Origin of the sequence: Bradyrhizobium cosmicum (assembly GCF_007290395.2) — a bacterium.
GTDB classification, from domain to species: domain Bacteria; phylum Pseudomonadota; class Alphaproteobacteria; order Rhizobiales; family Xanthobacteraceae; genus Bradyrhizobium; species Bradyrhizobium cosmicum.
The window spans coordinates 975,508-997,877 of the sequence record NZ_CP041656.2 but is presented as its reverse complement, the minus strand read 5'-3'; the positions used below and the strand labels follow the sequence as shown (position 1 = coordinate 997,877).

Annotated in this window: 25 protein-coding genes; 17 read left to right on the top strand and 8 right to left on the bottom strand. The window is 64.6% G+C overall.

Annotated elements, in window-relative coordinates:
• Positions 1–35: 35 nt before the first annotated feature.
• Positions 36–665, bottom strand: a complete 630-nt coding sequence (locus tag FNV92_RS04600) for a pyridoxamine 5'-phosphate oxidase family protein (RefSeq protein WP_143841925.1) — start codon at positions 663–665, stop codon at positions 36–38.
• A gap of 123 nt (positions 666–788) precedes the next feature.
• Here FNV92_RS04600 and FNV92_RS04595 point away from each other — a divergent pair, with 123 nt between their 5' ends.
• Positions 789–1,673, top strand: a complete 885-nt coding sequence (locus tag FNV92_RS04595; protein ID WP_143841927.1) for a LysR family transcriptional regulator — start codon at positions 789–791, stop codon at positions 1,671–1,673.
• A gap of 140 nt (positions 1,674–1,813) precedes the next feature.
• On the opposite strand, the gene FNV92_RS04590 is transcribed toward FNV92_RS04595, so the two are convergent.
• Together FNV92_RS04590 and pobA are read right to left on the bottom strand one after the other, a co-directional pair.
• On the bottom strand, positions 1,814–2,233 hold the full coding sequence (locus tag FNV92_RS04590) for a PaaI family thioesterase (protein ID WP_143841929.1): 420 nt from the start codon (positions 2,231–2,233) through the stop codon (positions 1,814–1,816).
• A gap of 226 nt (positions 2,234–2,459) precedes the next feature.
• A complete protein-coding gene (pobA, locus tag FNV92_RS04585; RefSeq protein ID WP_014439575.1) occupies positions 2,460–3,629 on the bottom strand; it encodes a 4-hydroxybenzoate 3-monooxygenase in 1,170 nt (389 codons plus the stop codon).
• Positions 3,630–3,883: 254 nt separating this feature from the next.
• On the opposite strand from pobA, the gene FNV92_RS04580 reads away from it, so the two are divergent.
• The 9 genes from FNV92_RS04580 (at position 3,884) to FNV92_RS04540 (ending at position 12,833) form a co-directional block, all read left to right on the top strand.
• Entirely contained in the window at positions 3,884–4,900 is a 1,017-nt protein-coding gene (locus FNV92_RS04580) for a TRAP transporter substrate-binding protein (RefSeq protein ID WP_143841930.1), read from the top strand.
• Positions 4,901–5,126: 226 nt separating this feature from the next.
• On the top strand, positions 5,127–5,636 hold the full coding sequence (locus FNV92_RS04575) for a TRAP transporter small permease (RefSeq protein WP_143841932.1): 510 nt from the start codon (positions 5,127–5,129) through the stop codon (positions 5,634–5,636).
• Between the two features lie 2 nt (positions 5,637–5,638).
• Entirely contained in the window at positions 5,639–6,958 is a 1,320-nt protein-coding gene (locus FNV92_RS04570) for a TRAP transporter large permease (RefSeq protein WP_014439572.1), read from the top strand.
• A 10-nt stretch (positions 6,959–6,968) separates the two neighbouring features.
• Positions 6,969–7,430 carry a DUF3237 domain-containing protein gene (locus FNV92_RS04565; protein ID WP_014439571.1) on the top strand — a complete coding sequence of 154 codons (462 nt, stop codon included), beginning with the start codon at positions 6,969–6,971 and terminating at the stop codon, positions 7,428–7,430.
• A 250-nt stretch (positions 7,431–7,680) separates the two neighbouring features.
• Complete coding sequence (locus FNV92_RS04560) at positions 7,681–8,490, top strand: crotonase/enoyl-CoA hydratase family protein (RefSeq protein WP_143841934.1); 810 nt, start codon at positions 7,681–7,683, stop codon at positions 8,488–8,490.
• The gene (locus FNV92_RS04555) at positions 8,487–10,370 is read left to right on the top strand and encodes a feruloyl-CoA synthase (protein WP_143841936.1); all 1,884 of its coding nucleotides are present in this window, start codon (positions 8,487–8,489) and stop codon (positions 10,368–10,370) included. Before FNV92_RS04560 ends, FNV92_RS04555 begins: the two co-directional genes overlap by 4 nt.
• 27 nt (positions 10,371–10,397) lie before the next feature.
• Positions 10,398–11,159, top strand: coding sequence for an SDR family NAD(P)-dependent oxidoreductase (locus FNV92_RS04550; protein ID WP_014439568.1), 762 nt, complete (start codon positions 10,398–10,400; stop codon positions 11,157–11,159).
• Positions 11,160–11,171: 12 nt separating this feature from the next.
• Positions 11,172–11,591, top strand: coding sequence for an acyl-CoA thioesterase (locus FNV92_RS04545; RefSeq protein ID WP_014439567.1), 420 nt, complete (start codon positions 11,172–11,174; stop codon positions 11,589–11,591).
• Between the two features lie 90 nt (positions 11,592–11,681).
• Entirely contained in the window at positions 11,682–12,833 is a 1,152-nt protein-coding gene (locus FNV92_RS04540; protein WP_014439566.1) for an ABC transporter substrate-binding protein, read from the top strand.
• A 59-nt stretch (positions 12,834–12,892) separates the two neighbouring features.
• Here the strand turns inward: FNV92_RS04540 and FNV92_RS04535 are convergent, their stop codons facing one another.
• Both FNV92_RS04535 and FNV92_RS04530 read right to left on the bottom strand, forming a co-directional pair.
• A complete protein-coding gene (locus FNV92_RS04535; RefSeq protein WP_143841938.1) occupies positions 12,893–13,621 on the bottom strand; it encodes a glutathione S-transferase family protein in 729 nt (242 codons plus the stop codon).
• 37 nt (positions 13,622–13,658) lie between these two features.
• Positions 13,659–13,919, bottom strand: coding sequence for a hypothetical protein (locus FNV92_RS04530; RefSeq protein WP_143841939.1), 261 nt, complete (start codon positions 13,917–13,919; stop codon positions 13,659–13,661).
• Positions 13,920–14,031: 112 nt separating this feature from the next.
• Here FNV92_RS04530 and FNV92_RS04525 point away from each other — a divergent pair, with 112 nt between their 5' ends.
• Both FNV92_RS04525 and FNV92_RS04520 read left to right on the top strand, forming a co-directional pair.
• Positions 14,032–14,730 (top strand): helix-turn-helix transcriptional regulator, encoded by a 699-nt coding sequence (locus FNV92_RS04525; protein WP_143841941.1) that lies wholly within the window; start codon positions 14,032–14,034, stop codon positions 14,728–14,730.
• 5 nt (positions 14,731–14,735) lie between these two features.
• A complete protein-coding gene (locus tag FNV92_RS04520) occupies positions 14,736–15,059 on the top strand; it encodes a YkgJ family cysteine cluster protein (RefSeq protein ID WP_168213353.1) in 324 nt (107 codons plus the stop codon).
• On the opposite strand, the gene FNV92_RS04515 is transcribed toward FNV92_RS04520, so the two are convergent.
• Positions 15,056–15,454 carry a hypothetical protein gene (locus tag FNV92_RS04515; RefSeq protein ID WP_014439561.1) on the bottom strand — a complete coding sequence of 133 codons (399 nt, stop codon included), beginning with the start codon at positions 15,452–15,454 and terminating at the stop codon, positions 15,056–15,058. The genes FNV92_RS04520 and FNV92_RS04515 overlap by 4 nt on opposite strands.
• A 278-nt stretch (positions 15,455–15,732) precedes the next feature.
• Positions 15,733–16,080, bottom strand: coding sequence for a DUF3307 domain-containing protein (locus FNV92_RS04510; RefSeq protein WP_186355519.1), 348 nt, complete (start codon positions 16,078–16,080; stop codon positions 15,733–15,735).
• 401 nt (positions 16,081–16,481) lie between these two features.
• On the opposite strand from FNV92_RS04510, the gene FNV92_RS04505 reads away from it, so the two are divergent.
• The 3 genes from FNV92_RS04505 to FNV92_RS04495 all read left to right on the top strand — a co-directional run bounded on the left by FNV92_RS04505 (position 16,482) and on the right by FNV92_RS04495 (position 20,032).
• Positions 16,482–17,930 carry a TAXI family TRAP transporter solute-binding subunit gene (locus FNV92_RS04505; protein WP_143841946.1) on the top strand — a complete coding sequence of 483 codons (1,449 nt, stop codon included), beginning with the start codon at positions 16,482–16,484 and terminating at the stop codon, positions 17,928–17,930.
• A 194-nt stretch (positions 17,931–18,124) separates the two neighbouring features.
• Positions 18,125–19,234 carry a cyclic nucleotide-gated ion channel gene (locus FNV92_RS04500; protein ID WP_143841948.1) on the top strand — a complete coding sequence of 370 codons (1,110 nt, stop codon included), beginning with the start codon at positions 18,125–18,127 and terminating at the stop codon, positions 19,232–19,234.
• 12 nt (positions 19,235–19,246) lie between these two features.
• Entirely contained in the window at positions 19,247–20,032 is a 786-nt protein-coding gene (locus tag FNV92_RS04495) for an enoyl-CoA hydratase/isomerase family protein (protein ID WP_143841950.1), read from the top strand.
• 210 nt (positions 20,033–20,242) lie between these two features.
• Here FNV92_RS04495 and FNV92_RS04490 read toward each other — a convergent pair whose 3' ends face one another.
• Positions 20,243–20,887, bottom strand: a complete 645-nt coding sequence (locus tag FNV92_RS04490; RefSeq protein WP_143841951.1) for a glutathione S-transferase family protein — start codon at positions 20,885–20,887, stop codon at positions 20,243–20,245.
• 86 nt (positions 20,888–20,973) lie between these two features.
• Here FNV92_RS04490 and FNV92_RS04485 point away from each other — a divergent pair, with 86 nt between their 5' ends.
• The gene (locus FNV92_RS04485; RefSeq protein ID WP_143841953.1) at positions 20,974–21,978 is read left to right on the top strand and encodes a helix-turn-helix transcriptional regulator; all 1,005 of its coding nucleotides are present in this window, start codon (positions 20,974–20,976) and stop codon (positions 21,976–21,978) included.
• Between the two features lie 137 nt (positions 21,979–22,115).
• Positions 22,116–22,361: a hypothetical protein gene (locus tag FNV92_RS04480; RefSeq protein WP_014439553.1), complete on the top strand. Its 246-nt coding sequence runs from the start codon at positions 22,116–22,118 to the stop codon at positions 22,359–22,361.
• Positions 22,362–22,370: the final 9 nt, after the last annotated feature.

Below are 22,370 nucleotides of genomic sequence, written 5' to 3'. Positions count from 1 at the left end.
GTTATGGCGCCGGGCTTCAATCGTCCGCGTCAGCTTTATGCTGTCGCGGTGGCCTGTTCCTTCAGCGCTGCGACCTCCGCCTCAAGCTCCGCGATCCGCTGATCCCGTGCCGCAAGCGCGGTCGCGACATCCGACGCGTCGAATTTTTGCGGAATGTGCTGCGGGCAGTTGGTGTCCCACGCCGCGATCTTGAACAGGATCACCTGCTCCGGTCGCGCCCGATAGCCCTTGGGCATCAGTGATGCCGTCAGCGCCTCGTCATCCTCGACCACGCGCGCCTCGCCCCAGATCTTCACCCGGCGGCGGTGGGCGTAGTCCATGACGAAGATGTAGGCCTTTGGATTCTCCGTCAGATTGCCCTGCGTGATGAATTGCTGGTTACCGGCGTAGTCGGCAAAGGCCAGCGTCTGCTTGTCCAGCACCTTCAGGAACCCCTTCGGGCCGCCGCGGTGCTGGATGTAGGGCTGGCCGTCCGCTGCCGCGGTGGCGAAATAGAAGCTGTTGGCCTCAGTGAGGAAGCCGGCCAGCTTCTCATCGACCTCGGTCCGCCAGCCATGTTGTTCGGCGCGGGCGTAGGCCTCGCGCGACCCCTTTCGCGCCTGGATCGCCTTCACCGCGGGCGTAAATGCCACGTCGCTGGCATAGGTATGGGCTGCTGTCGTCATCGGAACATCTCCTGAAGATTCCGGCGCATCTCTGCGTCTTTGCCTCGCTAAAATGGCCTTTTCTACGATTAAAACAATCGGCCTCATTGACACTTCATCATTGCAATATATGCAATAATTTCCATGGACCGCCTTGAAGCCATGCATGTCTTCGTCACCGTCGCCGACCTGCGCGGCTTTGCGCCGGCGGCACGCAAGCTGCACCTGTCGCCCTCGGCCGTGACCCGGCTGATCGCGGCGCTGGAGGAGCATCTCGGCGCGCGGCTGCTGCAGCGGACAACGCGGCAGGTGACCTTGACCGACGTCGGCGCGCGCTATCTCGAGCGCGCCCGGCGCATCCTTGCCGATGTCGAGGAGGCCGACGGGTCCGCGCGCGAGGAGCGCAACCGGCCGAGCGGGCGTCTCGTGGTGTCGGCACCGGTGGGTTTCGGCCGGCTCCATGTCGGCCCTATCATGACCGCCTACCTCAAACGCTATCCGGAGGTGACCTGCGAGTTGCGGTTGTCGGACAACCTCGTCAACCTCGTCGAGGATGCTGTCGACGCCGCCGTCCGCATCGGCCATCTCGCCGATTCCTCGCTGGTCGCCCGCCAGGTCGGCGAGATGCGGCGGATCGTGGTGGCAACGCCGGGCTATCTGAAGCGTCACGGCGAGCCCAAGACGCCGCAAGCGCTGCTCGCGCATCAGATCATCCAGTTCGGCCCATCCGCCAGTTGGCGCTTCGTGCAGGACGGCCGCGAGGTCGAGGTGATGCCGACGCCTCGATTTACCAGCAACAGCGCTGACGCCGCCCTGCAATACGCCGAGGCCGGCGGCGGCATCACGCGCGTGCTGGCCTATCAGACGGCCGAGGGGCTGAAGCACGGCCGGCTCAGAATCGTGCTGGCAAAATATGAGCAGCCGCCGCTGCCGATCCACATCGTCTATCCGACCTCGCGCCTGCTCTCGGCCAAGGTGCGCGCGTTCGTCGATCTCGTGGTGGAGACCGCGGAGTGGAGGTTTGGGTGATTCTCGAGCCCCGGACGCAGCGCAGCACGTAGTGATGCGCTGCTGAGCCGGGGCTTGGAAGCTCGTATCGATGGATGGGCCCCGGCTCTGCGGAGCGGCACTTCGCGCCGCACCGCGTCCGGGGCCCGGAGAGGGCGAGGCTATCCCTTCTTCGGCACCACCCGAAACGTCCCGCTGGCGCGCGCTATCACGGCATCGTCGGCCTTCGCCAGGCACTGCGCGAAGCAGATCGTGCTGCCGGTCTTGATCGCCTCGCCCTCGATCGCGAGCCACTGGCCGATCCCGGCGGAGCCGACATAGTCGACCGAGAGCGAGATCGTGACAAACGACGTCGTCCAGCCCATCGCCTGTGCGCAGCTGTAGCCCATGGCGGCATCGGCCAGCGCCGCGATCAGACCGCCATGGATCAGCCCCCGCGCATTGGTGTGCGGCGTCGCCAGGCGCAGGCCGATCGTCACAGCCTTGTCGGTCTTTCTGGAATAGAGCGGCTCCCAGGGATCGGTCAGCGGGGCCTTGCGGAAATGCGGCTCGAAGCCGGCGGGAATGTCGGTGCTGGTCATGGGGTGTCTCGCGTTGCTGTGTTCGAGCAGCATTGAACGCGAGGGACGCGACGGCTGCATCACCTACAAAGTTTTAAACGGCATTTGCGCGGGCGTTTGAAACGGCCTCCGTCGTCATTGCGAGGAGCCCTTGCGACGAAGCAATCCAGACTGTCTCCGCGGAGAGATTCCTGGATTGCTTCGCTTCGCTCGCAATGACGGAGTATGCGGCGCTGCCACGTTTCCCTTAAAACGGCAGCCCCACGTAATTCTCAGACAGCGACGTCATCGCGGCCTGGGACTGCGTGACGTAGTCGAGCTCGGCGAGCTGGATCCGCGCGCCGATACTGCCGTTGTCCGGGAATTTGTGCAGCATCGAGGTCATCCACCAGGAGAAGCGCACGGCTTTCCAGACCCGCGCGAGCGCCTTCGCCGAATAGGCGTCGATGCCGGCGCTGGACTTCTCGTCGTAGTACTCGCGGAGCGCGCTCGACAGATAATGCGCGTCGCTCGCGGCAAGGTTCAGCCCCTTGGCACCGGTCGGCGGCACGATGTGGGCGGCGTCGCCGCACAGGAACATCCTGCCGAAGCGCATCGGCTCGGCGACGAAGCTTCGCAGCGGCGCTATGCTCTTCTCGATCGAGGGGCCCGTGACGAGGCTGTCGGCGGCCTCCTGGTCGAGCCGGCGCTTCAATTCGTCCCAGAAACGGTCGTCCGGCCACTGGTCGACATGGTCGTCGAGTGAACATTGCACATAGTACCGGCTTCGCTTCAGCGAGCGCATGGTGCAGAGCGCGAAGCCACGTGCGTGGTTGGAGTAGATCAGCTCATGGCTGACCGGCGGCGTCTCGGACAGGATGCCGAGCCAGCCGAACGGATAGATCCGCTCGAACTCCTCGATCGCCGACGACGGGACGCTGGCGCGGCTGACGCCGTGAAAGCCGTCGCAGCCGGCGACGAAGTCGCAATCGAGCGTGTGGGTGACGCCGTCCTTCACCCAGGTCACGCGCGGGTGAGCACCGTCGAAATCGTGCGGCTGTACGTCTCTGGCCTCGTAGACCGTGGTAAGGCCGGCGGCCTGCCGCGCATTCATCAGGTCGAGCGTGACCTCGGTCTGGCCGTAGATCATCACCGTCTTGCCGGTTGCACCCTTCATGTCGATGCGGTGGCGGCGGCCGGAGAAGGCGAGCTCGATGCCCTCATGCACCAGGCCTTCGGCATGCGCCCGCGCTCCTGCCCCGACCTGATCGAGCAGCCCGACTGTTCCTTCCTCCAGGAGGCCGGCGCGGATGCGCCCCAGCACGTAATCCGGGCTCTGCCGCTCCAGAATGACATTGTCGATGCCGTATCGGTGCAGCAGTTGCCCAAGCAACAATCCTGCCGGCCCTGCCCCGATGATTGCGACTTTTGTCCGCAATACTTGCTCCTCCCGATCCTGTAAGCTTTCTTCGCGGCTCGCTTGTCGCGACCGTCCGCGCACGATAATTATATCATATAACGGTTGGGCAAAAGGGGAGTGCGCGTCGCCGCTGGCTGCGACAAATCCATGCAACATGGCTGACGTAGACAAGAGGCCAGTTCCGGCTTGAACGCGCCGGCCAATTAGATAACATGTTAATTAAAGAGACCGGGCCATCGAAGCCCGCCGTCGAAAACAGGGAGAGACGACCGATGAAGAAAGCCTGTCTGGCTTTGCTGCTCGCAGCAAGCGTGACGCCTGCGTTCGCACAAGACAAGACCTTCGACCTGAAGGTCTCGCACTGGGTGCCGGCCTCGCATCCGCTGCAAAAGTCGCTGGAAGACTGGGTAGCCGCGGTGAACAAGGATTCCGGCGGCACCATCACGGGCAAGGTGTTTCCCGCCCAGCAGCTCGGCAAGGCATTCGACCACTACGACATGGCGCGCGACGGCATCGCCGACGTCACTTATGTCAATCCCGGCTACCAGCCCGGCCGCTTCCCGATCATCGGCGCCGGCGAACTGCCGTTCCTGATCTCGGACGCCAAGGGCGGCTCGATGGGACTGGACGCCTGGTATCGAAAATATGCCGAGAAGGAGATGAAGGACGTCAAATACTGCCTCGCCTTCGTCCACTCGCCGTCGTCCTTCCATGTACGCACCAAGAAGATCGTGACGCCCGAGGACGTCAAAGGCATGAAGATCCGCCCGGCTCACGCCACGATGGCGAACTTCGTCACCGCGCTGGGCGGCACCAACGTGCAGTCCTCCGCACCTGAAGTGCGCGACATCATCGAGCGCGGCGTCGCCGACGGCGTGACTTTCCCGTGGGGCTCTCTGGTCCTGTTCGGCGTCGACAAGGTGACCAAATTCCACATGGACGCGCCGCTCTATGTCACGACCTTCGTGTTCGTGATGAACAAGGACAAGTACAATTCGATGTCCGACAAGCAGAAGGCGGCCGTCGACAAGAACTGCTCGACCGAGATGGCGGGCGTGGTCGGCGAGTATTGGGGCAAGTTCGAGGACGCCGGCATCGACAAGGTCAAGGCCGAAGCCGGCCAGGAGGTCTACAAGCTCACGCCCGACCAGACCGCCGCGTGGAAGAAGGCCGCCGAACCGCTGGTCAAGACCTGGGGCGATGGCGCCAAGAAAGCCGGGGCCGATCCCGACGCCGCGATGGCGGATCTGAAGGCCTCGCTGAAGAAGTACAACGCGCTGGCGGAGTGACGCCGCGACGCGATCGGCTCTTCCTCCCCCTCTCCCCGTCCTTACGGGGAGAGGGTTGGGGTGAGGGGCTGCTTCCGCAAAACTAGTGGCAGACGGACTCGCGGAGAGTCCCCCTCACCCGCATCGCATCTTCGATGCGTTGCGGCCTCTCCCCGCACGCGGGGAGAGGCGAAGCCCGCGGCGACATCTGGACCAAATGCATGGCATCACTCGACAGGACCTCCCCATGAAGCGCTCCTGGATGGACCGCGTCATCGACTCGATCGAATGGATCGCGGCGGCGTTCGTCGGCATCGTCGCGCTCGACATCTTCGTGTCGGTGCTGCTGCGCAACACGCTGAACTATTCGATACCCGATTCCTTCGACATCGGCCGCTTGCTGCTCGGCATTCTCATCTTCTGGGGCATCGCCGCGACCTCCTATCGCGGCACTCACATCACGGTCGACCTGGTCTGGGGCAACGTCGGGCCGCGCCACCAGCGCATGATCGACGTCTTCGCGACCCTGGTCCTGCTGTTCGTCGTTACGGTGCAGACCTGGACGCTGTTCGACAAGGTCCGCCTGACCTACAACGACAATGTGCAAACCTTCGATCTGCACATGCCGACCTGGCCGTTCTTCCTCGTCGCCTGGATCGGCGACGTCTGCGCCGTGCTGCTGATCGCGATCCGCACATACCGGCTGATCTTCCATCCCGAAGACATGCATGAACCCAAGATCAAGGTGACCGAGTGACCATGAGTACCGACGCCGTCGCCGTCCTCGGCTTCGTATCCCTGTTCGCCCTGATGCTGCTGCGCGTGCCGGTCGGCATGGCGATGGGCCTCGTCGGCGTGTCCGGCTTCAGCTATCTCGTCGGCGCGACACCGGCCCTGAAGATGGTCGGCCAGGTCACGATGCGCACGGTCACCGACTACACGTTCGGCGTGATCCCGATGTTCCTACTGATGGGTTCCTTCGTCAGCAATTCCGGCATGAGCCGCGAACTGTTCCGCGCCGCCAATGGCTTCGTCGGGCATTTGCGCGGCGGGCTCGGCATCGCCACTGTCGGCGCCTGCGGCGGGTTTGCCGCGATCTGCGGCTCGTCGGTGGCGACTGCCGCAACCTTCTCCGCCGTGGCCTATCCGGAAATGCGCCGGTTCGGCTATCCGCAATCCTTCGCCACCGGCGTGATCGCGGCCGGCGGCACGCTCGGCGCGATGCTGCCGCCCTCCACGGTGCTTGCGGTCTACGGCATCATCACCGAGCAGGACATCGGCAAGCTCTTCATCGCCGGCATCATTCCCGGCATCCTGGCGATGACCATGTACATGATCACGATCTTCCTGATCGGCTATTTCCGCCCCGACTTCCTGCCCAAGGGCAAGGTGCTGCCGTGGCGCGAGCGCTTCGCCGGCCTCAAGGACATCTGGGCGCCGGTGTTGCTGTTCGTGTTCGTCATCGGCGGCCTCTACGGCCTGCCGTTCCTCCCGCGCTTCACGCCGACGGAGGCCGGCGGTGTCGGCGCTACCGGCGCCTTCATCATCGGCGTCGTCACGGGCCGGCTCGACCGTGAGAAGATCCTGGCCTCGCTGCTCCAGGCGACGCGCACCGCGGCCGCGGTGTTCACCGTGCTGATCGGCGCGTTGATCTTCGGCTATTTCCTCACGGTGACGCAGACGCCGCAGAAGGTGACCGAATTCCTCACCGGCCTCGGCCTTGGTCCCTACGGCGTGCTGGCGCTGATCATGGTGATGTATCTGGTGCTCGGCTGCCTGATGGACGCCATGGCGATGATCATCCTAACCGTGCCGATCATCTTCCCGGTGATCATGCATCTTGGTTTTGATCCGATCTGGTTCGGCATCATCATCGTGATGACCGTCGAGCTCGGCCTGATCCATCCGCCGGTCGGGATGAACGTCTTTGTCATCAAAAGCGTGGTGAAGGACGTGTCGTTCTCCACCATCTTCAGGGGCGTGATCCCGTTCGTGGCGACGGACCTGGTGCGTCTGGTGATCCTGATCGCCTTCCCGCTGCTGGCGACGTGGTTGCCGACGCGGATGATGGCGCATTAACGAGGAAGCGATGACCACACCGACGTTAGAGACCAAATACGTCTTCAGCATCACCGCCCGCATCGGCGACGTCGTCACCGCCGGCGAGACCGGCATCGGCGTCCGCCGCATCATTCCGATCATCGGCGGCGAGGTGACGGGCGCGATATCAGGCAAGGTGCTGCCGTTCGGCGCCGATTTCCAGACCATCCGGCCCAACGAGCTGATCGACCTCGAGGCGAAATACGCCTTCGAGACCGACGACGGCGCTGTCGTCTATGTCGAGAACAAAGGCATGCGCTTCGGTCCGGTCGAGCTGCTGCAGAAGCTCAAGCGGGGCGAGGCTGTCGATCCCAAGCTAATCTATTTCCGCACCGTGCCGAGGTTCGAGACGGGACATGAGAAGTATCGCTGGCTGATGGAGCACATCTTCGTCGGCTCAGCCGCGCGTCATGCCGACCGCGTCGTGATCGACGTGCATCAGGTGGTGTGAGGAAGGCCCTCACCGCGTCATTGCGAGCGCAGCGAAGCAATCCAGAGTCCGTCCGCGGAAAGATTCTGGATTGCTTCGCTGCGCTCGCAATGACGGAGGGTGTGGCAACAGCAGCGCGTCAAACGCCTGCAACGCCTATGGTCGCCGAGTCGGACCCAGGGGCAGCTCCTGCCCCGGGGTGATATCGTCCCGCCCTCCTTGACTCCCCCAGAATTCGTTATACAACATAACTATTCTGATAAGGACGCAAATGACACAGGGAAACGCCAACACCGCTGACGCGGGCGCCTCCGGGCTGCTCCGGATCGAGCGGGCGGACCGGGTTCTGACCGTGGGCTTGAACCGCCCCGCCAAGCGCAATGCGCTCAACGACGGCATCATCCTCGAGATCGGCGAGTGCTTTGCGTCCCTGCCCGAGGACATCGGCGCGGTCGTCATCCACGGCATCGGCGACCATTTCTCCAGCGGCCTCGACCTGTCCGAGTTGCAAGACCACGACGCCACCGGCGGCCTGCTCCATTCCCAGATGTGGCACCGGGTGTTCGACCGCATCCAGTACAGCCGCGTGCCCGTGATCGCGGCGCTCAGGGGCGCCGTGATCGGCGGCGGGCTCGAGCTCGCCTGCGCCGCGCATATCCGCGTCGCCGAGCCCTCGGCCTATTTCGCGCTGCCGGAGGGACAGCGCGGCATCTTCGTCGGCGGCGGCGGCTCGGTGCGGCTGCCGCGGTTGATCGGCGTTGCCAGAATGATGGACATGATGCTGACGGGACGCGTCTACAGCGCGACCGAAGGCGCCTCCTACGGCTTTGCGCAATATCTGACGGAGGCCGGCAACGGGCTCGGCAAGGCGCTGGAGCTTGCGACCAAGATCGCCTCCAACGCACCGCTGACGAATTTCGCCGTGCTGCAGGCGCTGCCGATGATCGCGGAGGCCAATCCGCAGACCGGCTTGTTGATGGAATCGCTGATGGCAACGGTCGCGCAGAGCGACAAGGAGGCCAAGCGCAGGATCCGCGAATTTCTCGAGCACAAGACTGCCAAGGTGAAGCCGAAGCCATGAGTGCGCAGCCGTCCTCTTCCAGCATGGAGCGCGGCGCGAGCACTTTCCCGCTGCGGCCGATCTCTTTCGGCGATCCGGTCGTCGATATCGACCGTCGCGACGACGGCACGATCTACCTCAGACCCAAACAGCCGCTCGGCGACTATCCCGTCCGCATCACCGACCGGCTACATCACTGGGCGACGACCACGCCGGACCGCGTCTTCATGGCGGAGCGCGAAGGTGGCCGCGGTTGGCGCAAGATCACCTATGCCGAACTGCTCACCGCGAGCCGGCATATCGCATCCGCGCTGATCCAGCGCGGCCTGTCGGCGGAGCGGCCGGTCGTGATCCTCTCCGGCAATTCGATCGACCATGCGTTGCTCGCCTTCGGCGCGTTCTATGCCGGCATTCCGTTCTGCCCGGTGTCGCCGGCCTATTCGCTGGTGTCGAAGGATTACGGCAAGCTGTCTTACCTGATGAAGCTGCTGACGCCCGGCCTCGTCTTCGCCGAGGATGCCGACAAGTTTTCCGACGCGCTTGCCGCCAATGTGTCGCTCGGCACTGAAATCGCGGCCTCCTACGGCAGCGTGCCGGGCCGCGACGTCACCCTGCTCGCCGACCTCATGGCGACGCCGGTCCGCGGCGATCTCGACGCGGTGCACGACAAAATCAGCCCCGATACGATCGCAAAATTCCTGCTGACGTCGGGCTCGACCGGCAATCCCAAGGCCGTCATCAACACCCAGCGCATGATCTGCGCCAACCAGGTGATGCTGCGCGAGACGCTCGCCTTCCTCAAGGACGAGCCGCCCGTCATCATCGACTGGCTGCCCTGGAACCACACCTTCGGCGGCAACCACAATATCGGGCTGACGCTGTACAATGGCGGCTCGATGTATCTCGATGCCGGCAAACCGATGCCGGGCGGCATCGAGGAGACCGTGCGCAATCTCCAGGAGATTTCGCCAACGGTGTATTTCAACGTGCCCAAGGGCTATGAGTCTCTGCTGCCATACCTGCGCGACGACCAGGGCCTGCGCGCGAAGTTCTTCGACCGGCTGCACGCAATGTTCTTCTCCGGCGCGGCGCTCTCGCCGTTCGTCTGGAACAGCCTCGACGAGCTCGCGGTGAAGGAAAAAGGCTATCGCGTGCCGATGCTGACCGGCCTTGGCGCCACCGAGACCGCGCCGTTCTTCATGTCGGTCAATCCGCGCACCAGCCGCTCCGGCCATGTCGGCCTGCCAGTATCAGGCAACGACGCCAAGCTGGTGCCGAACAACGGCAAGCTCGAAGTGCGCGCCAAGGGCCCCAACGTGATGCCCGGCTACTGGCGCCAGCCCGACATCACCGCGAAATCCTTCGACGAGGAAGGTTTTTACAAGCTCGGCGATGCGCTGAAGGCGGTCGACCCCGACGATCTCAATGCCGGCTTCGACTTCGACGGCCGCGTCAGCGAGGACTTCAAGCTCGGCAGCGGCACCTGGGTCAGCGTCGGCCCGCTGCGCGCCCGTCTGGTTGCGGCCTGCGCGCCGCTCGTGCGCGACGTCGTCATCGCCGGCATCAACCGTGACGAGGTTTCCGCCCTCGTGCTGCTCGATCTCGACGGCTGCCGGCTGATCAACCCGACGCTGCCGGCCGACGATCTCACCGTCACCGCGCGCGACCGGCTGGTGCGCGAGGCTTTTCGCGAGCGCCTGACGCGCTTCCTCAGCCAGGCCACCGGGTCCTCGACGCGGATCACGCGTGCGATCCTGCTGGACACGCCGCTGTCGATCGACAAGGGCGAGGTCACCGACAAGGGCTCGATCAACCAGCGCGCGGTGCTGGAGCATCGTGGCGCGCTGATCGACGAGCTGTACGCTGCCAATCCATCGGACCGTGTGATATCGGTCGGCTAAGAAACCATCGCACCTCAGGAGAACGCCATGTTGTTGAAAGATCAGGCAGCCATCGTCACCGGCGGCGCATCGGGGCTTGGCGCGGCCACCGCGCGAAGACTGGCGGCGCAGGGCGCCAAGGTCGCGGTCTTCGACCTCAATACCAAGCTCGCGGAAACCGTTGCGGCCGAGATCAAGGGCGTCGCTGTGACCTGCGACGTGTCCGACGCCGCTTCCGCGGAAGCCGCGATCGCGCAGGCGACCAAGGCCCTCGGCGCGCCACGCGTGCTGGTCAATTGCGCCGGCATCGGCGTCGCCAAGCGCGTCGTCGGCCGCGACGGCCCCATGGCGCTCGCCGATTTCGACAAGGTGATCAAGGTCAATCTGATCGGCACCTTCAACATGCTGCGCCTTGCCGCGACCGAGATGTCCAAGCTCGAGCCGCAGGCGACCGGCGAGCGCGGCGTCATCATCAACACCGCCTCTGTTGCCGCCTATGACGGCCAGATCGGTCAGTCGGCCTATTCGGCATCCAAGGGCGGCATCGTCGGCATGACCTTGCCGATCGCGCGCGAACTCGCGCAGTTCGGCGTCCGCGTGCTGACCATCGCGCCCGGCCTGTTCCTCACGCCGCTGCTCGCCAATTTGCCTCAGGAGGCCCAGGACTCGCTCGCCGCCGCGATCCCGTTCCCGCGCCGTCTCGGCAATGCCGACGAGTTCGCGGCCCTTGCCCTGCACATGGTCGAGAACTCGTACCTGAACGGCGAAGTGGTGCGTCTCGACGGCTCGCTGCGCATGGCGCCGAAGTAAGGCGAGAATCGCATGTTCGTGAACCGGCGCGACGTCCAGATCCAGTGGGGTGATTGCGACCCCGCCAACATCGTCTACTACCCGCGCTATTTCGCGATGTTCGACGATTCGACGTCGACCCTGTTTGAGGTCGCCGGATTCTCAAAGCAGGACCTGGTCCGCAAATACGGCCTGGTGGGCATCCCCATGGTCGACACGCGGTCCAGGTTCTACATCCCCTCAACCTATGGCGACTGGATTACTATCGAAACCAGGATCGAGAGCATCAAGCGCTCGAGCTTCGAGGTGAAGCACAACGTCTACAAGGGCGAGGCGCTGGCGATCGAGGGGTTTGAGACCCGCGTCCTGGTCGGCCGCGACCCCGTTAACCCCGACAAGCTGAAATCGGCTCCATTTCCTGCGGAAATGGTAGCCAAATTCACGGGGAGTTAGGTCCGGAGCTAAATCGCCGCATCGCCAAAAGAGGGGGCTGAATTACCCCCCGATTTCTGCTTTCAAAGAAACACGTCAAGGGAGGAATAAATGAAACGCTTTTACCTGACCGCCGCCATCACTGCTGCGACGCTTGCCCTGCCGGCCCTGCCCGCGCTGGCCCAGACCGCCGAAGTCACCATCGGCATCACCACCACCACGACCGGCCCCGGCGCCGCGCTCGGCATTCCCGAGCGCAACGCACTGGAATTCGTGCCGAAGGAGATCGGCGGCGTGCCGCTGAAGGTGATCGTGCTCGACGATGGCGGCGATCCCACCACCGCGACCACCAACGCCCGCCGCTTCGTCACTGAATCCAAGGCCGACATCATCATGGGCTCGGCGCTGACCCCGCCGACCATCGCTGTCTCCAATGTCGCCAACGAGGCCGGCATTCCGCATTTCGGCCTCGCGCCGTTTCCGATCACACCGGAGCGCATGAAGTGGTCGGTGGCGATGCCGCAGCCGATCCCGATCGTGGGCAAGGTGCTGTACGACCACATGAAGTCAAAGGGCGTGAAGACGATCGGCTATATCGGCTATTCCGACTCCTATGGCGACCTCTGGTTCAACGATTTGAAAGCCCAGACCGGGCCGATGGGCATGACCATCGCCGACGAAGAACGCTTCGCCCGCCCCGACACGTCAGTGACCGGACAGGTGCTCAAGCTCGTCGCCGCAAATCCCGACGCGATCCTGGTCGGCGCTTCCGGCACCGCGGCCGCGCTGCCGCAGACCGAGCTGCGCGAGCGCGGCTATCAGGGCCTGATCTACCAGACCCATGGCGCAGCCAGCATGGATTTCATCCGCATCGCCGGCAAGGCTGCTGAAGGCGTGCTGATGGCGTCGGGTCCGGTCATGGACCCCGAAGACCAGCCGGACGAGGCCGCCACCAAGAAGCCGGGCCTCGCGCTCAACACGGCGTATGAGGCCAAGTACGGCCCGAACAGCCGCAGCCAGTTCGCCGGTCACTCCTACGATGCGTTCGAGATCCTGAAGCGCGTGATCCCGGCGGCGCTGAAGACGGCAAAACCCGGCACGCCGGAATTCCGCGAAGCGATCCGTCAGGCGCTGCTGTCGGAAAAGGAAATGGCCGCGAGCCAGGGTGTCTACAATTTCACCGAGAAGGACCGCTACGGCCTCGACGAGCGCTCGCGCATCCTGCTCACCGTGAAGAACGGCAAGTACACGCTGGTGAAGTAGCCGCAGCGACAGGTTTGAGACGACGAGAGCCGGCCCGATGGGCCGGCTCTTTTTGTTTCTCAGGCCGCCTGCCGCAGTGGGGCCCACGCGAACTCCGGATAGTACGCGTCCATCATGCGGTCGACATAGGCCGTGAGATTCCCAAATCCCTCCGCCCGCTGGCGCAGTCCGGATTCGAAGAACGGTGTCAGAATCCCCGCGAGCGCGCCGAAGGCGGTGGCATCGACGCCGCAGGGCTTGTTGCCCATCAGATAGGACTTGTCACCGAGCTGCACCGACAGCGCGAACAGCGAGCGCACCGCGAGATCGATATCGTCGTCCGGCCCGTGGCGGCCGAGGCCGGAAAGCAGATAGTTCTCGGCGACACGGAATTGCGCGTCCTCGCGCAGCTTCTCGCGATTGTGCTCCGGTGCGCCGTCGAAGAAATGCGCGGGGCCCTTGGCGAAATTGACCGGATCGACCCAGCGCGCGCCGACCAGCGCCCAATAGACGTGATGCTCGATCATGCGCTCGAACGCCCAGGCCTGCGCGCGCTCGGCCAGCGACAGGCCGGCGTCGAAATCGAAACCGTAGCAGCGCTCGATATGGGCGCGGATGAAGGTGGAATCGGCCACAGCCTCGCCGCCGTCGTCGATGAACGGCAATTGCCCCTTGGGCGAGGCGGGCGGCATCGCGCGTTCCTTCCAGTAGGGCAGTCCCGCCATTTTCAGCTGCACCTCGGTCTTGGTGACGAAGGGGCTGATTTCCGGCAGGCCGAAGCCCGCGCCAAAGCCATAAAGCGTGATCATGAAAGCTCTCCTGAACGACCGAAAGAGTTGACGGAACCTAGTGCCGGGCTGCTGCCACCATGGTGGCAGCAGCCGTGATATCTTCTGCGAAACGGGCTCCCCGCCAGGCGCGGCCCATCACATGGCGGACCAGCGCGTCCGCGGCCTGGACCAGCGAGCGTGCCACCACGCTTGCGACTGCAAATCGGAGGTCGGCGGCCATGAGATCGAGCGAAACGAGGCGGCCGAGCGCCCGGGCAGGCCACAGCTGTGCCCGCCACAGCGGCGCCGCCGAGCCGAAATGGGTTGGAATGATCATGGACAAATCCTCTTCAGTCGATGTGTTGTCCCGGTATAGAACTCCGCTGCTGCCAACATCCTGTCAGCATCCACGCGCCGTCGTCTGATCCGCCCCCGATGAGAGAATCGTCATGAGACGCGCCGACCGGCTGTTTCAGATCATCCAGGTGCTGAGGCGCACGCGTAAGCCGCTGACCGCGGACGCGATCGCGGCCGAGCTCGAAACCTCGAAGCGCACCATCTATCGCGACATCGCGACCTTGATGGGCCAGCGCGTGCCGATCCGCGGCGAAGCCGGCATGGGCTACATCCTGGAGAAGGGATTCGACCTGCCGCCCTTGATGCTGACACCCGACGAGATCGAGGCGGCGGTGCTGGGCGCGCAATGGGTTGCGGGCCATGCCGATTCCACGCTGGCGCGCGCGGCCGAAGATCTGATGGCCAAGATTGCCGACACCGTGCCCGAACGCCTGCGCCCCTTCGTGCTGGAGCCCGCGAGTCGCGCGCGGCCGAGCTGGAACAGGGAGCCCGATCGCCTGGACATGGCGCGCACCCGCGCCCAGATCCACGAAGGCAAGAAGATCATGCTGCGCTATCGCGACGAGCAGGGCCGCCCCAGCGAGCGCATGATCTGGCCGATCTCGGTCGGCTATCTCGAAGCCGTGCGCCTGCTCGCGGCCTGGTGCGAACTGCGCAGCGACTTCCGCAGCTTCCGCACCGACCGCGTGGTGGACGCCACCTATCTCGACGACAAATATCCGGAAAGGCGCGACGTGCTGCGCGCAAGATGGCGGCAGAGCCTGGTCTGGGGCCCGCCAAAGGACACGTGACGACGATGGAAGAGACCTCCCCCATCGACCTGTCGACCTGCTGCCAGAATTGCGGCGCCTGCTGTGGTTATTCGGAGAACTGGCCGCGCTTCTCGATCGAGAGTGACGAGGAACTTGCGGCAATCCCGGAAGCGCTCGTCAACGCACGCCAATCCGGCATGCGCTGCGAGGGCGATCGCTGTTCGGCGCTCAAGGGAGAGATCGGAAAGCAGACGGCCTGCGGCATTTATGAAGTGCGGCCGGAGGTGTGCCGCACCTGCATGCCGGGCGATGCCGAATGCGCGATGGCGCGGCGGAAGTTCGGGCTGCCGATAATCGAGGCCGTTTAGGCGGGAACGGCTTCGCCGATCTCGTCGTCGAGCTCGTCATCGAGCGGTGCGAGCACCGAGAGCGGCTTGGTCGACAGCGTGATCGGCTTGCGGCCGCCTGACAGCGACGGCGATGCCTTGGCCGAGCTTTCGCGTGACAGCGCGTAGAGCGTCGAGCCGACACGGCCGCCGTTCTCGATCAGGTCACGCTCGTTGCAGCTGCCTGCGATCGCAACAGCCAGCGAATGCAGATGGCTGCGGCGGTAGCAGAACAGCGCCAGCTTCGCGCGTGCGTCTGGGGAAACACTCTCAACCAGCCTCGGCAGGCCACTCTCGCTGGCGCGATACATCTCGCCAAGGAGTTCGTCCTGAACCGGGCAGAAATCGCTTTCAAAGGCGTCGCGGCTTGAAAACATTGCAGTTCTCCCTCGACGCCGAAGATGCAGCGCAATTCTCTAATGAAAGGTTAACCAACCCCGCCGGTAGTCACCCGGGGTGCTTGCGCGCCGGCCGCGAATCAGTGGGGCACCGAACAGAGGCGCTATGCGCTCCAGGCGTTATGGCCGGGCTTGTCCCGGCCATCCACGGAGCGCCAGGCCGCACGACGAACGCGGATGCCCGGGACAAGCCCGGGCCTGACGACCTTTCATGGTGCGAGGGCTTCCTCCAAACGGAGACCACAGGACGACCGCTCTCAGTTCGCCGCCATGAAGATGGAGAGGCCGAAGCCGGTCAAATGATGCAGCGCCTGGTCGACGCCGATCAGGGTCCAGAACCAGGGATGCTGCAGGTCGACGCCGAAATTGGCCGAGACGAGTCCCTTGGCGCGGTCGATCGTCATGTGGATCACGAAGTCGATCAACGCCACGAACCAGAATTTGGGCGCCACGATCAGGATCAGGGGCAGCGCAACCGCGAGGTGAATCAGGCAGTGCACGAGCAGCGGCAGGGCCCAGCCGTGCTTCTGATCCTTGCCATGCGCCATCCACGCAGTTTGCAGGACGAAATCGGCGATGATGTGCTTGAAGGTGAGCAACAACATCCAGCCAATGAGCGCTTCGACCGGAACCGCCGATGACATGGGTGGAAACGACAAGCTGACGCCTCATTGAGGTGACAAGAAAAATTGGAGCGTTCAGCGCAACTTCTTCTTGGACCGGTCAAATGGCCGGGACCCCTGATTTATGACATCTCCCGCGGCGGAATGCAGCCGGGGGAACCGGAAAATCGCCAACTGTGGCTAACTGGTGATAGGATGACCAATCGCCGCGCCTGAGTTGAGTAAGGTTACCTTCGGCTCGAAATTTGCTTTCCGGCATCGGCGCGCTATCATTGAAGATAGAGAATAACGTTCTTTTTTCAGGCATTTAGGAATTACAGGGCGCCCGCCGCGATCGCATCCCGCGAGCCACCGCCATCCAGATACAAGGCCAGAGTGCTGCCATGAGTGCTGAAGGCCCCACGACGTCACCAACAGAGCCGCCGCCGCCGCGGCGCCCCACTGTGATCAAGACCAATCAGCAGCAGGTGTTTCTCTACGTCGTTCTGACCCTGCTTCTGTCGCTCGCCACCGTCTGGGGCGGACGCGCCTTGCTGCACAATTCGGAGACGCTGACCTTTGCCGTCGGCGCCCCCAACAGCGACGAGGCGCTGTTCGCCGCCAAGCTCGCCGCCGTCCTGAAGAACAACGCCTCGCGCGTCCGGATCAAGATCGTCAACAACGGCGATAACGCCAAGGCGCTCGCACAGTTCGACCGCAAGCAAGCCGACCTCGCCGTGCTGCGCACCGACGCCAAGGTGCCGCTGCGGGCGCGTACGCTCGCGATACTCGAGCACGATCTCGTGCTCCTGCTGGGTCCCGGCAACAAGAAGATCAAGTCACTTGCCGAGCTGAAGAAGAAGAAGGTCGCGGTCGTCGCCGAGAGCGAATCCTCGCTCGCCTTCGTGCGCAGCATCCTCGACATCCCCGACGGTCCTGATACCGCCAGGATCCAGATGGCGCCGCAGGGCGCAACGCTCGACAAGCTGTTTGCACCGTCGAGCGGCTTTGGCGCGGTGATCGCCATCGTCCATGCCTCGAGGGCGGTGCGCGACAAGGCCTATGAGCAGGTCGCCAAACGCGGCGGCTTCACGCTGAACGCCATCGACGAAGCCAAGGCACTGGCGCGCAAATTCCCCGGCCTCTCGAACGAGACGCTGACAGCCGGCACGCTATCGGCCTCCCCCGAGATCCCCGACGACGACCTCGACACGATCGGGCTGGAATGGCTGCTGGTTGCGCAATCCAGGATGTCCGCGAGTGCAGCGGGCGACCTCGCACGCACCATCTACGAGAACAAGTCCGCGCTCCGCCTCGACAACGGCTTTGCCAGCAGGATCGAGCCGGCCTCCGTCGAGAAGGACGCTTTCGTGATGGCTCATCAGGGGGCCGCCGACTACATCAACGACGACACCAAGTCGTTCATGGATAAGTACAGCGACCTGATGTATCTGGGCGCCGCCGCGCTCAGCGTCATCGGCTCGATCTTCGCCGCGATCTACGCCAAGATCACCCGGATCGCGCCGGAGAAGGCCAGCGAGCTCTCCACCGCCATCCTCGACATTGGCGAACGGATCGAGCACGCCCATTCGCTCGATCAGCTCGAATGTCTCCAGGACGAGCTCGAGGGCATCTTGCGCGGTGCCGTCATCGGCCTCAGGGACGGCACGATCAGCACCGACGGGCTCGACACCTTCAAGCTCGGCTACGAATTCGTCCGCGACGAGATCGGCATGCGCCGCGACTACCTCAAGCGCCATGCCGGCGAGGCCGACAAGGTCGCCCAGGATACAGCCCCGCCCCAGCATGACGACAGCAAGGTCGTGGTGGTGAAGACGGCTCAGAGTGCCTGACCTTTCGTCGGAGATCTCGAAATCGCGGTCCGCCGGCATGGCGGCCCGGCCCGCCGAAGCACCGGAGCCGCGCCCCCGTTCAACGACATTGCAGGCGGCCAGCACCCGTCGTTGACGACCCCTGCCCGGGCGGGCACTTTGGCATCGAGGTCCCGACCGGGACCGCCGGATTCACGACCGAGCCCGCCTCCCCCATGTCCAAGCCGCTGATTCCCGCTCTGGCCCAGTTCGTGGCCGCCACAGCCGGCCGCAACATGACCAAGGCGGCCTATGTGGCGGTCGGTGTCGGCGTGCTCGGCATGGTGCTGCTGACGGTCGGCCCGGCCTATGAGACGGAGCACCGCTGGGTCGATGCCGTGCTCTGGGCCTGCCTCGTCTATTTCGTGTTCGAATGGGTGGTCCGGCTGCGGCACATGGCGCGCACGGGGCGCCTGTCGCTCTATATGTCCTCCTCCGCCGGGCTGGTCGACGCCGTCGGCGCCCTGGCTGTGCCGGTCGCACTCCTTCTCGGCGTCGAGCCCAAGACAGCCTGGCTGCTCAGCGTGCTCTGGGTCCTGAAAGTGGTGCCGGGCATTCCCGGCCTGCGGCAGCTTCGCCGGGTGCTGGTGCTGGAATCCGGGCCGCTGGTGAGCGTGCTCGTGATCTTCCTGATGGTCGTCTTCCTCGCCTCCGTCGCCGAATATTTCCTGGAGCGGGACGTACAGCCGCAGACGTTCGGCAGCGTCCCCGCCGCGCTGTGGTGGGCGGTGGTGACGTTGACGACGACCGGCTATGGCGACGTCGTGCCGGTGACGCCGCTCGGGCGCGTGGTGGCGGCGCTGGTGATGATCTCCGGCCTCGGCGTGTTCGGCCTGTGGACCGGAATTCTGGCGACCGGCTTTGCCGCCGAGACCCGCCGCGACAACTTCCTCAAGACCTGGGAATCCGTCAGCAAGGTGCCGTTCTTCGCAGCGCTGGGGCCTTCGGCCATAGCCGACGTCACCCACATGCTGCGCACCATGGAGCTGCCGGCGCGCACCATGATCATTCGCAAGGGCGCGCAGGGCGACTGCATGTATTTCATCGCCGCCGGCGAGGTCGAGGTCGACCTGCCCGGCAAGAAGGTGCGGCTCGGCGAGGGCGCCTTCTTCGGCGAGATGGCGCTGCTCGGCAACAATTCGCGCGGCGCCAATGTCTCGACCACGAAGGTGTCGCGGCTTCTGGTGCTGGACCTCGTCGATTTCCGCGTGCTGATGGCACGGCATCCGGACCTCGCCCACACCATCGACGCGGAAGCCAAACGCCGCGCGCTCGAAAACAAGTAAATGGAGACAACAATGTCCGATACCGCCGACGCGGCCTCCAGCCCCGTGCTCGACATCACCGGCGCGCGCGCCACCATCCGCCTCAACAGGCCAAAGCATCTCAACCGGCTTCAGGCCGAGGATCTCGGCGACCTGGTCAAGCTGTTCGACCGGGTCGAGGCGGATCCTGACATCCGCGTTCTGGTGCTGACAGGCACCGGGCGCGCGTTCTCCGCCGGCTACGACCTGAACTCGGTTGCCCAACGCGCAGTAAGCGCGAACGAGCAGCAGAGCGCGGGCTCCGCGTTCGAAGTGGTCGTCAACCGGCTGGAGGATCTTGGCGTGCCGACGATCTGCCGGCTCAATGGCGGCGTCTATGGCGGCTCGACCGACCTCGCGCTCGCCTGCGACTTCCGCATCGGCGTCGACACCGCCGAGATGTTCATGCCTGCCGCACGGCTCGGGCTGCATTACTACAGGAGCGGCATCAAACGCTACGTGACGCGGCTCGGCGTGGACAATGCGAAGAAGCTATTCCTAACCGCGCAGAAGATCAGCGCGCCGGAGATGCTGCGGATCGGCTATCTCACCGCCATGGTGCCGGAGGAGACGCTTGACGAGGAAGTCGACAAGCTCGCAGGCATCCTCGCCGGCAACGCGCCGCAGGCGATGCGCGGCATGAAGCGCGCCATCAACGAATTCGCTCGCGGCGAGCTCGACGAGCCCGCCGCCGACCAGCGCCACCGCGACAGCATGCGCGGCGACGAGATCAAGGAAGGCATCAAGGCGTTTGGAGAGAAGCGAGCGCCGCGGTTTTGAACGGCGTAATCAGGGAGTCCGAGGACGCGCCTCTTGCTCAACTGTCGTCCCGGACAAGCGAAGCTCCGATCCGGGATCCATAACCACAGGGAGTGGTTATGGTGCAAAGCTGGCAACTCCGAATCTTCGCAAAACTCCTTTCTGTGGTTGGATCCCGGGTTCGCGCTACGCCCGCCCGGGACGACAGCGGAGATTGAGGCACGCGCCGGCCTACCCCCCAATCGCGGCCGCATGCTGCGCCGCCATCTCGTCATCCGCCGCGTTGATGCGCTGGAACGCGGGCCGCGACGTCATCCTGTCGGCATAGCGGACGAAAACGTCTTTCTTCGGCACGATGCCGAACATCATGGTCCAGCTGAACGCGACGCCCCACAGGACGTCGGCGGCGGTCATGCGCTCGCCGAGCAGATACGGCCCCTTCGACAGTTGCGTCTCCAGCGCACCCAGCATGGTGTCGTAATCGGCATAGGGCGATTGCGTGATCGGCGCCGGCTCGCGCTGCATGAACTTGTCGATCAGGGCCGGCTCGAATGACGAGCCGTAATAGGCGATCCAGCGCAGATAGGGACCGCGCAGCGGATCGTCCAGCGCAGGCGTCAGACCCGCCCGCGGAAACAGATCGGCGAGATAGATCGTGATCGCGACCTGCTCGGTCACGAGCGCCTCGCCATGGCGAATCGCCGGCACCTTGCCGAGCGGGTTGATGGCGAGATAGGCCGGCTTCCGCTGCTCGCCGGCCTTCATGTTGAGGACATGGAGATCGTAGGGCGCGCCAAGCTCCTCCAACAGCACTCGCGTGCCGGTGGCGCGGCTCTGCGGCGAATAATACAGGGTGATGCGGCGGGAATCGGTCATGGCAGCTCTCCATCTGGCCGGCTGGCGATGGCGCGCTTGTAGCCGGGCATACCTGACATCTTGTGTCAGGTATGGTTTAAGGGATCATGCGCGCGAGCCGGATGCTGTCGATCCTCACCACCCTCCAGGCCAGGGGGCGGGTCACCGCGCCCGAACTCGCGGAGGCTTGCGAGGTCTCGGTGCGCACGATCTATCGTGACATCGACGCGCTCGCGGCGTCCGGCGTTCCCGTCTATGCCGATCGTGGCGCCGAGGGCGGCTATCGCCTGCTCGATGGCTATCGTGTGAGGCTGAACGGTCTGTCGCAGAGCGAGGCGGGCGCGCTGTTTCTTGCCGGATTGCCGGGCCCCGCCGCGGCGCTCGGACTGGATGCCGCGATGATCGCCGCGCAGAACAAGCTGATGGCGGCACTGCCGGCTAACTTGCGCGAAGATGCCGGGCGGATGCAGGAGCGTTTTCACCTCGATGCGCCCGGCTGGTTCGGCGAGGCGGAAGAACCCAGACATCTGCGCACCATCGCCGGCGCGGCTCTGCGCGGAACACTGATCCAGATTCGTTACCAGAGCTGGCGCGCCGAGAAGCAGCGCCGCGTCGCGCCGCTCGGCCTCGTGCTGAAGGGTGGCAGCTGGTATATCGCGGGCCTGGTCGACGGCAGCGTACGCACCTATCGCGTTGCACGCGTGCTCGACTGCACCGCGCTCGACGATCGCTTCGATCGTCCCGCCGATTTCGATCTCGCCGCCTATTGGCAGGCCGCGACGCTTCGCCTCGAAGCCGAGATGCATCCGAATGTCGCGATCGTGCGGCTGTCGCCGTTCGGCGTGAAACTGCTCGATGCGCTAAGCCAGCCTTACGTCAAGGCGCGCACGCAGCTCGAAGAGACCGCTGACGTTGACGGCTGGCGCATCGCCAGAGTGCCGACCGGCAAAACGTCATGGCATGCCGCGGCCGAATTGCTCCGGCTTGGGCCCGAGGCCGAAGTGCTGGAGCCGGCCGATCTGCGCGAGAAGATGGCGGAACTGACGCAGGCCATGGCCGCGCGCTATCGCACATCGACTCATGACGCGGCGCGGGCGGCGCGGAAAGCCTGATATCGGCGCATGTCGCCGAGGCCCACGAAACAATCCTGAAACACGATTCTCCTCTCCCCGCATGAACGCGTTCGCGCGTCGGCTCGACCGAGATGCAGGGACACAACAACGGCCCCGCGCCACACTGGAGAATGACGATGTTTCGTAAGCTTACACTTGGTCTGATCGCCGCCGCTTCGCTCGGCGCCGCCGCTCTGGCTCCCACCGCCGCCTCGGCACATGGCATCCACCCGCACTGGGGCCATGGCTGGGGTCCCGGCTGGGGCTACGGCGGCATCTACGTCAACACCGGCGTCAACAACTGCTACCAGGAGCGCGTCGTCCGCACCCGCCATGGCCTGCGCGTCCGCGTGGTGAATGTCTGCGCGTACGGGATCTACTGAGCACGTCCT